This is a genomic window from Emticicia sp. C21 (genome assembly GCF_003418935.1).
In the GTDB taxonomy this organism is placed as follows: domain Bacteria; phylum Bacteroidota; class Bacteroidia; order Cytophagales; family Spirosomataceae; genus Emticicia.
This window is the reverse complement of sequence record NZ_QVMT01000015.1, coordinates 109831-123376: the sequence shown is the minus strand read 5'-3', so window position 1 is coordinate 123376 and position 13546 is coordinate 109831. Positions and strand designations below refer to the sequence as shown.

General features: G+C 36.0%; 10 protein-coding genes. 1 reads left to right on the top strand and 9 read right to left on the bottom strand.

Annotation, left to right across the window (positions count from 1 at the left end; all coding sequences use genetic code 11):
* Positions 1 to 134: 134 nt before the first annotated feature.
* The 5 genes from D0T08_RS24640 to D0T08_RS24620 form a co-directional block, all read right to left on the bottom strand.
* A complete protein-coding gene (locus tag D0T08_RS24640) occupies positions 135 to 1421 on the bottom strand; it encodes an O-acetylhomoserine aminocarboxypropyltransferase/cysteine synthase family protein (RefSeq protein WP_116985417.1) in 1287 nt (428 codons plus the stop codon).
* Positions 1422 to 1597: 176 nt separating this feature from the next.
* Positions 1598 to 2818: a sterol desaturase family protein gene (locus tag D0T08_RS24635; RefSeq protein ID WP_116985416.1), complete on the bottom strand. Its 1221-nt coding sequence runs from the start codon at positions 2816 to 2818 to the stop codon at positions 1598 to 1600.
* A 460-nt stretch (positions 2819 to 3278) separates the two neighbouring features.
* Positions 3279 to 4742, bottom strand: coding sequence for an MBOAT family protein (locus tag D0T08_RS24630; protein WP_116985415.1), 1464 nt, complete (start codon positions 4740 to 4742; stop codon positions 3279 to 3281).
* Positions 4743 to 4810: 68 nt separating this feature from the next.
* Positions 4811 to 5767: a hypothetical protein gene (locus tag D0T08_RS24625; protein WP_116985414.1), complete on the bottom strand. Its 957-nt coding sequence runs from the start codon at positions 5765 to 5767 to the stop codon at positions 4811 to 4813.
* A gap of 9 nt (positions 5768 to 5776) precedes the next feature.
* The gene (locus D0T08_RS24620) at positions 5777 to 6733 is read right to left on the bottom strand and encodes a hypothetical protein (RefSeq protein ID WP_116985413.1); all 957 of its coding nucleotides are present in this window, start codon (positions 6731 to 6733) and stop codon (positions 5777 to 5779) included.
* 164 nt (positions 6734 to 6897) lie between these two features.
* Here D0T08_RS24620 and D0T08_RS24615 point away from each other — a divergent pair, with 164 nt between their 5' ends.
* A complete protein-coding gene (locus tag D0T08_RS24615; RefSeq protein ID WP_116985412.1) occupies positions 6898 to 8118 on the top strand; it encodes an FtsX-like permease family protein in 1221 nt (406 codons plus the stop codon).
* A 1-nt stretch (position 8119) separates the two neighbouring features.
* Here D0T08_RS24615 and D0T08_RS24610 read toward each other — a convergent pair whose 3' ends face one another.
* The 4 genes from D0T08_RS24610 to D0T08_RS24595 all read right to left on the bottom strand — a co-directional run bounded on the left by D0T08_RS24610 (position 8120) and on the right by D0T08_RS24595 (position 13505).
* A complete protein-coding gene (locus tag D0T08_RS24610) occupies positions 8120 to 8509 on the bottom strand; it encodes a hypothetical protein (protein ID WP_147322844.1) in 390 nt (129 codons plus the stop codon).
* Positions 8510 to 8656: 147 nt separating this feature from the next.
* Positions 8657 to 9865, bottom strand: a complete 1209-nt coding sequence (locus D0T08_RS24605) for a nucleoside permease (protein ID WP_116985410.1) — start codon at positions 9863 to 9865, stop codon at positions 8657 to 8659.
* Between the two features lie 61 nt (positions 9866 to 9926).
* Positions 9927 to 10949, bottom strand: a complete 1023-nt coding sequence (locus D0T08_RS24600) for an SPASM domain-containing protein (RefSeq protein ID WP_116985409.1) — start codon at positions 10947 to 10949, stop codon at positions 9927 to 9929.
* 42 nt (positions 10950 to 10991) lie between these two features.
* A complete protein-coding gene (locus D0T08_RS24595) occupies positions 10992 to 13505 on the bottom strand; it encodes a M1 family aminopeptidase (protein WP_116985408.1) in 2514 nt (837 codons plus the stop codon).
* Between the last annotated feature and the right edge of the window lie 41 nt (positions 13506 to 13546).

Here is a 13546-nt window from a genome sequence, read left to right as displayed (position 1 = left end):
AAATCGCTAGATTTCATCGTCGCACTACCAAGTTTTCAAAGAAGCTAACTATTCAATGGTTTTTGATGAAAATATTCATTTTCTATTTCAACCAAATGCCATCATACATTTAAGAACATAACCAAAAATTAATACTATATACTAGCTAAGGCTTGTTCAATGTCAGCCTTGATATCATCGATATGCTCTATACCAACTGAAATACGTAGCTGAGCTGGTTCAACACCCGCAGCCAATTGCTCAGAATCAGATAATTGAGAGTGAGTAGTTGAGGCAGGGTGAATAATCAATGTTTTGGCATCGCCTACGTTTGCCAAATGACTGATTAATTTCAGACTATCCACAAATTTTGAGGCTGTTGCTTTATCTCCTTTCAATTTGAAAGATAATACGCCCCCAAAACCACGACTAAGATATTTCTTAGCTAGATTATAATACTGATTACCCGGTAAACCCAAATAGTTTACGCTTTCTACCTGCTCATGGGCTTGTAACCACTCAGCGAGTTTCTGTGCATTTTCGGCAATTCTTTCCACCCTCAGGGTTAGTGTTTCCAGGCCTTGCAATAATAAGAATGAATTGAACGGAGCCTGTGATGCGCCCCAATCTCTTAAGCCTTCTACTCTGGCTCTGATAATAAACTGGATATTACCAAATGGTCCACCAATACCAAAAACACTGTTTAATACTAATCCATGATAGCTCGGTGATGGATCTGTAAACTGAGGAAATTTACCATTACCCCAGTTATAATTTCCTGCATCAACAATTACACCACCCATTGTTGTCCCATGACCGCCAATCCATTTGGTAGCAGATTGTACAACCACATTAGCACCATATTTAATTGGTTGCACAATAGCTCCGGCTGCGCCAAAGGTATTATCAACAATTAAAGGTAAATCGTGTTTTTGTGCCAGTTTAGCAAAAGCTTCAAAATCAGGGACACTAAAACCAGGGTTACCGATTGATTCAAGATATATAAATTTGGTTTTTTCGTCAATCAGCTTTTCAAAACTTTCAACATCATCTCCATGTGCAAAACGTGCTTCTACACCAATATTTTTGAAAGAGTTTTTGAATTGATTGTACGAACCACCGTATAAAAAGGAAGTAGTAATAAAGTTGTCCCCTACGGTTGTGATGTTATTAATAGCTACAAATTGTGCCGCATGACCAGAACCCACTGCCAAAGCTGCCACCCCACCCTCGAGGGCTGCAATGCGCTTTTCGAAAACGTCATTCGTAGGGTTCATAATTCTGGTATAGATATTGCCGAACTCTTTGAGGGCAAATAGATTAGCACCATGCTCGGCATTATTGAAAACGTAGGAGGTTGTCTGATAAATAGGTACTGCTCTTGCATTGGTAGCCGGGTCCACAACCTGACCAGCATGTAGTTGAAGGGTCTCAAATTGCATAATTTTAGAATGGTTTTGTGAATATTTATTGAAAACCTAAATTTAATAATAAAAGAAACCTAATTGTGGATTTATTTACGTATGTTATCTATCGGTAAGAAAATTGTGCTTGGTTAGAAACTAACCAAGCTAATTGACAACCATAACCTATTACGATGAATAAAACATCTGCAATTTTAAATTACTTTTCTTTTTCCGTAGATAAATCTCAAATACTGCCTTTGCAGACTTGAGAAATACGCCAGACTCACCAATAAAAGCAGTACTGACATTCCAATCAGAGTCGGGCTTGGGAAGTAATAGAAAGTAGAAATCGTCACCAGACTTGCCCTGGCAAACTCTAAATAAAACACCCATCGACGTTGCTCCAGAATAGCACCACAATTTATAAGTGTTATCAGAATAAAGAACGCTATCATTACCTGCAAAAAGAAAGGTATGTAGTGTTCTAAAAGCAGCAATAGAAATAAGGCTGCTATGGTAAATGTAATCTGCACAATAACATAATACCGGAATTTGGAGGTACGCGCCTGTACTTTTCTTACCGAAAGAAATCTCTTCTCAGCCTTTGCCCTCATCTCCGGATCAAAGTCTGAGGGACGACCAAAAATAACCTTTAGTTTATTCCAAAGTCCTTTTTCAGCTTTTGCAGCATACCCTATTTCAACCAGAAAATGAAAATGTTGCCATAAAAAACTATAGCTGTCTAACTGCTTGGTTAGCCCATAGGTGGGCTCTTCTTTTTCTTCGGCAAAAGTGCCGAAGAGTTTATCCCAGATGATGAACATATCACCAAAATTCTTGTCTAAATACTGTTCATTGCTGGCATGGTGAACTCTATGGTGAGAGGGTGTGACCATAATATATTCTATTATACCTAGCTTACCAATTAAACGCGTATGTGTGAAAAAGGGATATATACCATGCACTAAGAGAATTGTAGTAATCATTTCAGCAGGAAAACCTATAACCGGCAGCAGTGCCCAAAATGCTGTTCGCACGACTGACTGAAAGATAGTGATACGGGTAGCTGCAGTATAATTAAACTCCTCGCTTTGATGATGAACTACATGAAAGCCCCAGAAAAGGTTGATTTTATGACCAAAACGATGGTACCAGTACCACAAGAAATCAGTAGACAACAATAAGGCAATCCAAAGTAAAATGCTTGGTTGAATATTAAAAATGGCGAAGTGAGTATGCAAATAATCATAAAAGAAGTAGAATCCTCCAGCAGTAAACAAATCAATCAGGCGCTCGGCAATACCGACGTTGATATTGGCTATTGAACTGTTGAATTTAAAATAATGCTTCCCACGCTTCTTTGCCACGTAATATTCGAGCCAGATAAAAAACAAAAAGAAAGGGACTGCAAACGCTAAATAATTGATAACCATTGTAAGTGAGGATTAAAGCAAATTAATTATAGAATACACGTTTCGACTCAACACTTATCCGAATCAATATTTAAAATGTGTTGTCGTGAGTGGTGTCGAACCACTTAAAAGAGTTTATGAAACTCTTTGTCTTCCGTCTAAGACACACGACCGTAGTTTCAAATAAAATTGCAGGTATTAAACCTGTTTGTTGATAATTATTTGATTATGGTACAAATTAAAATATATATAATCTACCAAACAAGTAGATTAATAAAAAAATTTTCGATTCCAATAATTGAGTGATTGAACGAATGAGTGATTTTGTGATTATTTAAAAGCAAATGGACTGATTTTCATGGTATAACCCTTGAAAATCAGTCCATTTAGATTTGCTTAAATTACTGTTTTACTCTTCCCTCATAAAACCAGAATATAGTTTGCAACAATCACTCATTCACTCAATCGCTAAATCACTCAATTAAAATTGAAAATAAATAAACTGTGCCGGAGAATCAAAAATTCCGAAGATGAAAAATAGCATGATAAAGAGGTAATAAAGCCCCCATCTCACCCAAGTAGGTTTTGAGGCAACAATATCACGGATACTTTTATCTCGCTGAATGTAATGAATTACCTCCATGAAGATAATCAGGGCAATGGCAGTAAAAAATTCTTTAGCGCCTTTATCAAGGAAAACGTATTGTGAAATATAATCTAAATGCAGAAATTCTGATAAACCTGGTAGGCCAGTAAATAGATGAGTTACCAGGTGCCATGTCCAACCTAATTCAAGATAGCTTCCTCTGAAAAATATCCAGGCAAAAGCTACCAATACAAAAGTGATTGAAATCTGTAAGATTTTAAAGACGGTTGGTAGTTTTGTAATACCTGTAATTTTATTAATGAAATTACGTGGCTTAGATAGAACAATAGCAGCTATCAAATAAAAGCCATGCAATGCTCCCCATATTATGTAGTTCCAATTAGCTCCATGCCATAAACCACTCATAGTAAAGACAAAAAACAGGTTAAAATATCGTCTGTAAGTATTTACTCTGTTTCCACCTAAAGGAATATACAAATAATCCCGGAACCAGGTAGATAGTGAAATATGCCATCGGCGCCAGAACTCTGAGATACTTTTGGAGAAATAAGGTCTATCGAAGTTTTTCATTAGTTTGAAACCCATCACTTGCGCGGAGCCTAAAGCAATATCCGAATATCCTGAAAAATCACAATAAATCTGGAAAGAGAAAAAGATAGTGGCTACAATAATAGGGATACCCTGATAATCTAATGGATGGTCGTAAACTTTATCAACAAACAATGCCAGACGATCGGCAATTACTACTTTTTTAAACAGCCCCCAAGCTATTAGTTTTAAACCACTGGTTACTCTCTCGTAATTAAATGCGTGCTTTTCATAAAACTGGTGCAGTACATTCTGTGGACGTTCTATAGGTCCAGCCACTAATTGCGGATAAAACATTACATACAACGAGTAAATACCAAAATGTCTTTCTGCTTTCTGATTGCCACGATATACCTCAATGGTATAACTCATGGCTTGAAAAGTATGAAATGAGAGGCCAATAGGAAGAAGAATTTTTAGCATAGGCAAACTGGCTAATCCGGCCTCTCCTACTACTAAAGTAAAGAAGTTATAATATTTAAAAACCGCCAGTACCCCTAAATTAGCAATCAAGCTCATTACCAGATACCATTTTCGTTTTGCTCCTTGTGTTTTTTCAATCAGGATTCCTGCAAAATAGTCTATCACAATCGTAAAGCCTAATATCAGGATATACTCTGGTTTGAAGAACATATAGAAATAGCAACTCGTTGCCAATAGCCACCACCAGCGGTGTTTATGCTGTAGCAGGAAGTAAATAAGGGTTACTATTGGAAAAAAAATGGCAAACTCTATCGAATTAAATATCATATCAAATAATGTGAATAGGCAAATTTGAGATAGTCACTCAATCGTTAAATTGAATGGTAATTGTTTATCTATTTGGTCTCTTTATATAATTCTAATATTTTCTGAGTATTCAGGTCTCGCGCTGTCGGTTTTAAATGATAAAATGAATCAAAAAAGCTGGAATCCTTTCGAACAAAGTCTTCTGCTCTGCCCAATATTTTACAATCCAGTTTAGCATTCAATTGCTTCTCTACTGATTCAACAGCCTCTTTACCATACTTATATGTTGACTCTGCCAACGGTGGAAAGACATAATATACTTCTGCTCCTTTTTTTCTGACTTCTGCAATAAATTGATTTAGATCATCTATCTGTTCCTGATAATCTACCGGTGCCTTTGGAAATAAAAGAAAATCTACAGATTTAGGAGTATTATTTACATGGCTAAGAATATCTCCCTTTGATGAAAACGCTTTTCTAAAGTAAACCGAGGTTCTATCATCAACCGATGCATTAGCCGCATCATTTTTGCTAAAGACATTCCAGAATAACTTTTTGATATTCGAAAGCTTATGCTTTACTCTATGACCAATAAAATCAACAAGTGTAGTATCTTTTTCTATATAAATTGCTCCGCTTGGATAATAGTCTACCGCTTCATATACTACCTGAGGCGTACTATACTTTTCTATATCATATTCGGTACTTACAAAAACGACATCACCTTTATTCACCTCTTTCAATGCATCATTCAATAAAAAATAGGTACCCAATGGTGCAATAAATGACATATTGACGACAGGCATATCGAGTTTTTTTTGAAGAGAATCACTATTGATACCAAAAGAACCGCTTGACCCCCCTACCCACAAAACTTTTGGTGACTTTGTATCGTGTGCAATTTTGTGTTTATCAATAAGCATACCGCCCAGGTATGCATAAGGGTAAGTTTGTGCAATAAAAACCTTATTTAACAGCCAAACCGAAACAATAATAATTGCTCCCAGTAAAAATATTTTATAAAAAAACTTCTTTATACCTGTCATTTAATTTGATTAATGGGCAGTTTTTAACAAATTAATCAGTTTTTGTGTACGTATATCACGACCTTTTGCATTGAGGTGATATACCATATCCTGACATAAACTATCGGCAAAAACAAAATCCTGTAATTTCCCCAGAATAGGAAATTGCGCTTCTTGCTTAAATTCTATATTTAATTTATTGATAATAGCCTGGTCGTGCTCGTAGCTTGATTGTGCATAAGATGGGTATGAATAATAGACTTTAACGCCCCTTTTGTTCATTTTCTCATAAAATGCATTCATATCTTCAATGGCAAGATGCATACTCACTTTATCGTTGATAACAGCAGGAGGAATAGCTTTTAGCGAAGGGTTATTCAAATGGCTTACTAAATCACCATACTCATTAATTGCTTTTCTGAAGAAAATACTGGTTGAATCTTCTATAGTTGGTTGTGCTTCTTCACCACTACCTAATCTTTCTAAAGTTAATCTTAAGTTTGAGATGCGCACGATGGCATTTTCTCTAATATATTGGGTGATATCTTTATAATCAAACCACTTATTAGCTTTCGGAAATATCCTGGCCATTTGTATTTTCTCGCCAACATCACCCTCTGTTTCTATGATATACTCAAAGCCCATAATTACGGTATCGCCTGCATGTAATTCATCCTGAATTTGTCTAAGCATAAAATCAGTACCATAATCATAATGCATAGCCATGTTAACGACAGGTTTCTGAAAGTTTTTTTCTATCATTTCACTATTAATGCCATAAGCAAAGTTAGATCCTGCAATCAACACAATTTTAGGAGAGGGCAAAGATTCTAACCTTTTGTATTTTTCGATAATACTGGCAGTATACGATATTTCTAAATTTCTTTCGGTATAGGGATTAAATTGGTATAATAGCTCAATAGTTCCAAGAGTAAATAAACCTAAAAGAAAGATTTTAAATATAAATACTTTAATTTTATGATACATGAACGATGTCTTTTAGGCCTCACTGATGACCTTCCTCAAATGAAAAGCTTTAAATCTAAAGAATAATTAGTGTTCTGGTTATTTGGTATCGTTTTAAACGATAGTTTTGTGTAAATATCGTTTAACACGATATTTACTTTCAATCAGGCTTATATTAAAAACGCATGAATTTATCTCGCTTTATCTCCCAACGCATTCAAAAAACTAAATCAGAGTCTTTTACTTCTACTGTTGTCAAAGTTGGGGTGGCGAGTATTGCCATCGGTTTAGCGGTCATGATTATCTCCTTTGCCATACTGGTTGGTTACAAACAAGCCATCAAAGATAAACTTTTCAGCCTTAGCTCTCATATACAAGTCAGCAAAATTACATTGAATCAGTCGTATGAAGAAACACCAATGCCAATAAAAACAAATTTTTATAATAATTATCGTCAAAATCCTCAAATACAGCATGTTCAGGCAGTCGGAAACAAGGCAGGAATGCTGAAATCAAGTGAAGAATTAGCCGGGATTATTATTAAAGGTGTAGGAAGAGACTACGATTGGCAGACCTTCTCTCAAAATTTGATAGAAGGTAAAAGAATAACCTTTGCAGACACCAGTTTTTCAAATGAAGTAATTATCAGTAAAAGAATTGCAAGCAGGCTTAAAATAAAATTATCAGACGAAGTACTTATTTATTTCATACAAACTCCTCCACGGGTTAGAAAAGTAAAAGTAGTAGGCATTTATGAAACCGGATTAGAAGAATTTGACAAAAATTTTATAATAGGTGATTTGGCATTAGTACAGAAAATGAATGGGTGGACACCAAATATTTGTGGACATTATGAAATTTTTCTAAAGAATTTTGATGATTTAGAACAAACATCAAAACTTGTTACAAATGAAATTGACCAGGATATGAAAGCAACAAAAATTACCGAGATGTTTCCGGCTATTTTTGACTGGTTAAGTTTATTGGATAAAAATATATTAATTGTTCTGGCACTGATATTAGTCGTAGCATGCTTTAATATGATTTCAGTATTGTTAGTGATGATGATGGAGCGGACACCTATGATTGGTATGCTAAAGGCGCTTGGGTCTGATAATACCCAGATTCGAAAAATATTTGTATTGAATGGGTTGAGTATTATTCTGAAGGGAATCCTCTATGGTAACCTGATTGGGATAGGCTTAGGACTAATTCAATACTATTTCAAAGTTATTCCACTTGATCCTGAGAATTATTATATTAGTTATGTACCGATTGCCTGGGACTGGATGATTGTATTAGTACTCAATATCGCTACTATTCTATTAATATTGGCTGTCATCACTATACCAACCTTGATTGTGTCTAAAATGCGTGTAGTTGAGGCACTTAAATTTAAGGAGTAGACTACTGATAAAAATACTGCTTGCGTTTCAGTTGTAGTGTATCAAGGGTTTTAGTATTGACTAATGTTATTCTCCTGCATTCATTCGAGAGAATGTAATAATCTATCTTATTTGGATTATTGTATAATTGCCTGATAGATTGGCTTATGCTGCGGCTTTGAGTACTATTAGGATCATCAAAATTATAATATATCCGAAGGGTATCTATTTTTTCATTCTCCCAAGTGCTAATATATACATCTCTGTCGAAAATCTGTGTCAGGTATATATTTTCTAAAGTAGCAGTTGTTTTATCACTATAAAATCTCCAGATAAACTTCTTATTATCACTTGTTACTTTCCATTTACCAATGATATTCTTTCTTCTGTCTTCTGATAATTTACAATTCATATCATTGATTGAATTAAGACTGGAACAAGAAGAACAGATAGATAGCAAAATCAATAGCAATACAACTAAAATATACTTCATATAGATGAAAAAATGATTTCCTTATAAGCTCGAAAGTCCATAAGGAAATCATAGAAATTATAATAATTAAGCTTTCGCTTGTCTGGTATTGTCTTTAAATACTAATACAAAAAGCACCAAAACCACAGCAGCAATACCTGCCGGAATCATCCAGACACCTTGCCAATTATGGATAATTTTCCCTGCTGCATCAGTGGTTGTATACATATCTAATACTCTACCTGATAGTACGGAGCCAATACCCATACCAACCCCATAGGTTGCCAGAGTAATGAGTCCTTGCGCAGAACTTTTAATTTTGTCGCCTGCTTTATTGTCGGTATAAATCTGTCCGGTTACAAAGAAGAAGTCATAACAAACACCATGTAAAACAATGGCTAAATAAAGAATCCATTCAGAAGAGATGCCATCACCGTACCCGAAGCAAATGAAACGAATAATCCATGCTATTAAGCCAACAATCAACATTTTCTTGATTCCGAACCGGGTCAAAGCAACCGGAATTAATAACATGAATAATACCTCTGATACTTGTCCTAATGACATCTTATTCTCCACATTTGTCATATTAGATTCTGTCAACGACAAGTTTGCATGCGCATAGTAGAATGAAAGTGGAATACAAACTAATATTGAGCTAATAAAGAAGATCATGAAAGATCGGTCTTTGAAAAGCACAAAAGCATCAGTACCTAAAATCTGCGCAAATGATGTAGACGAAGTTGCTTTGGGAGGTGTATCAGGTAAAGTAAATGCAAAAATACCCCAAACAACTGAGGTAAACATGGCAATCTGGAAGATAGTTACTTTATCTCCAACACCATAATAACCAATGATATTGGTTACCACAATCCAGGCAATAGTACCCAAAACTCTGATAGGAGGAAATTCCTTTTCAGGGTTTTGCATTTGTTTCATGGCAATTGAACTAGACAAAGCAAGATTTGGTGCAAACGTTAGCGTATAAGCCAGAATGTACCAAAAAAATCTATCGGGATTGGTTTCCTGAATTAAAAAATAAAGAATTACTGCTCCTAAGATATTCAAGACACCCATCACTTTTTGTGCAGAAAAAAAACGGTCTGCAATCATACCCATAAAGAAAGGAGCAACAATAGAAGCAATGGAGAAAGTAGCATATGCCAGACCAATCTGGTCGCCACTGGCATTAAGAGAAGTAAAAAGGTATTTACCCATCTGGCCATACCACGCCCCCCATGTAACAAACATAAGGAACATCATGACCATTAATTTGATTCTAACTATTAAATTCATAGAGGTTCGGTTGGTTAAAAAATAAACAGAATGGCAAATCTATAAAATGAATATTGAAATATCAACCCCAGACCTTAGTTCCCTCTGTGCAATTTTTGCACATCTCAATTTCAGAACGTGAACGTACCAATGATTGGCGAAAATTATGATAAGGTTGGCTATGCCAAAGGGTTTCAAAGGTATCTTTTTTCAGATCTCCTAAACGATATTCCCCGTCTTTATCAAAGCAGCAAGGCACTACAAGTCCATCCCAGGTTATTACGCAAGAGTGCCACATTTTCCAGCAATGGTCAAGCAGTTTATTCTTGATTTTATAAGTACCATCGGTCTGTTGGACATAGCGTGCATATTTATCTATGGTTGGTATTAAATCAGAGCCATTTTCATAATCATAAATCTGAGCAGTTTTAAACGCTATTTCATCTACACCTATCTCCTTTGTCAATTGCTTTGCTTCTTCCATTTGGTGTTCATTGGGCTTTACAACCAGAAACTGGAAAATAACATGAGGTGTGGACGATTTTAGTTCCTTCTTCCACCTAATAATATTCTTAGCTCCTTCAATCACTTTTGACAGGTTCCCACCAACTCTGTATTGTTCGTATACATCTTGTGTAGTACCATCAATGGAGATAATCATTCTATCTAAACCCGATTCTACAGTGCGCTTGGCGTTAGCATCACTCAAGTAGTGAGCATTTGTAGAAGTAGCTGTATAAATGCCTTTTTGCGAGGCATATTTTACTAACTCTAAAAACTTAGGATGCAAATAGGGTTCTCCCTGAAAATAGAAAGTAAGATATAATAAGGTTTTTGAAAGCTCATCAATGGTTTGCTTAAAGAGTTGTTCTTCCAACATCCCTATCGGACGCGTAAAGCTCCTTAACCCACTAGGACATTCAGGACAACGGAGATTACAGGAAGTGGTCGGCTCTATTGAAATGGCAATAGGTAAGCCTCTGTGAACAGGTTTTCCGGTCATTTTCGACTCCACATAGCTTGAAACATTCTTTAAAGCATTCCATGCGCGGGCAGGAGTTACTTTAGAGAAAAAATTCAAGCCATCTTTCAGGTTTCTGTTCATGTTGTGAGCCTTGGAATGAAATAATAAAACTATAATTTCGACCTACAAATCTTTATATTGCTGATAAACCTTCTGTAAACGTTGATCTTTTTCAGCAGCAATTACCTCCTTTATAATGTCTTTGGTCTCTTTTAAATCACTTAACAATGCCAAAGTTTGCAATCCTGCAAATCGAACATACCATTGAGAATCTTTGGTAGCGATTTTCTTTAATAAGGGTAAGCTTTTGGTTTGAATCTCAGGGCTTGACTTTACGAGATAAGTACCAAAAATACCTAATACCTGATATAAATCTCCACCACTCATTTTACTTAAGTGTTCTACAAACCAATCAAATCTTTCTGGTGCAGCTTCTTCTGAAAAATAGTTTGCTACAGCAGAAAAAATCGCTGTATTAAATGATGATTCATACTTCTTAGCCAATTCTGCTGCATCCGATGGCTTACTTGCCAGAATAGCTTCAAGGGCGGCAGCCTGAACAGTATAAGAAGTATCATTTAATGCCTGACGGAATAATTTATCGTTCTGAGAATTCTGGAAACCTTTCATAGCAATGATAGCATCGGCTCGTACATAAGAGCGTTCGTCACTTTGAACACGGCTTTGCAATGCCCTCTCAACCTCTAAAAAATCGTCTCCATCATAATCATATAATTTCTGAACTGCCAATTGTCTTACTCTCCAGAATTTGTCCTTAGTAGCATCTATTAAGACCTTACGAATATCTTTATTTAAAGCAGGACTAACAACAGTACTATCGCCATTAGGTACGTAAGTAAGAATTTCAAGCGCATTTAAACGGGCAGGCATCCTTTCAGCATGATAATACTGATAGATATACTCTTCTTTTGATTTCTGGAATAGCACTCTGCCTACTAAAGTATTTTCAGGATCAAGGTATACCATTTGCGGAGCAGAAGCCAGATTCCATTCAAAAGTGTTTAGCGCTTTATCAACCAAAATATTCTGAACAGATTTCTGATTATCAGACCAGATTTCCACTTGCAGAGGTAATCGGTAAACAGATGAATAAGTAGTATCCTGAATCTGGTTAATGGTTAATTTAAGTTTGCCATTAGCATACTCTTGTGTTACCTGCAAATCAGGATGACCGGGTTTCATAAACCATTGATCGAAAAACCAGTGTAAATCCTCTCCCGTTACTGATTCAAAAGCTAATCTCAATTGGTCGACCTCACCGGTTTTAAAAGCATTTTGTGTCAGATATAGTTTTAAAGCCGTAAAGAATGCTTCGTCCCCTACCTGTTTTCTTAATAAATGTAAGATTCTTCCTCCCTTTGCATAAGAGTGTGAATCAAACATATCTTCCTTGTCGTTATAGCGATATCGAATCAATGGTTCTTGCTTTTCAAGTGCCTCGTTGAAGTATTGATTGAATGCAATATAGGCTACTAAATCTGCCTCATCCTGTCCGTATTTATGGGCAGTCCAGAGATATTCAGAATAATTAGCAAATGACTCATTCAAAGGGAGATTAGACCATGATTCTGCCGTTACCAGATCTCCAAACCAATGGTGGAAAAGTTCATGAGCTATTACTCCATCATCGTTATCATCCACTAGCTGATGATTGTCTTTCTGAACAAAATCGCCATGCACAGTAGCAGTGGTATTCTCCATTGCTCCAGATACATATTCCCTTACTGCAATCTGTGAATATTTATCCCATTGATATTTTACGCCCAAAATATTCTCAAAATAGCTAATCATTTCGGGTGTCCGTCCAAAAATGTTCATAGCATATTTCTCAAACTTTGGCTCTACATAATAGCTTACTTCAAATTTTTTATAGTTGGGGTCAACCACCTTTCTGAAATCCCCAATGGCTATCATAGTCAGATAAGGAGCAGCAGATTTATCTTGTCGCCAATAGTCAGTTCTCGTGCCATCGCTATTAACTTTTGAAGAAATCAGTTTTCCATTGGATAATGTCAGATACTTAGCATCTGTTGATGCTTTATCTAATGTAATATAGATTTCCAGAGTAGTTTTCTGATTGGGGGTATCAATCGTAGGGAACCAGCAGGAATTGGCTTCGGTTTCGCCCTGTGTCCATATTTGCCTGGGTTTATCAGGGTCTTTGCCATCGGCATTGATAAAATATAAGCCTTTATCAGCAGTGATTGCTTCACTCCCACCCAATGGTAATTCATTAGGTTTAGCTATGTACATGATCTGTACCTGGGCAGAATCTTTTCTGGTAAAAGTTTTACCTAAATCTATTTTCAAGATACGTTTATCATAATCAAACTTTAATTCCTGGCCCTTCATTCTAACCATTTGTATGTCAAAGCCTTTGGCGTCTAACTCAAGGGTATTTTGTGGATAGAAGTGTGGCTTGAATGTGATAGTAGCTGTACCGACCATATGCTGCCTTTCCCAATTAGGTCTCAATTCCAGTTTGGTATGAATCAGATCATTCTTTTTGGTACGTTCGGGATTATATTTTCCTTGGGTTGGAGCAATATGTGAGGGCTCTTGTGCAAATACACTTAAGCTAAGAATCAGTAATATTAGTGGACTTAATAAACGCATGTGTTGTAAGAATTTGTGAATGAGTGATAAAATTCACCCAT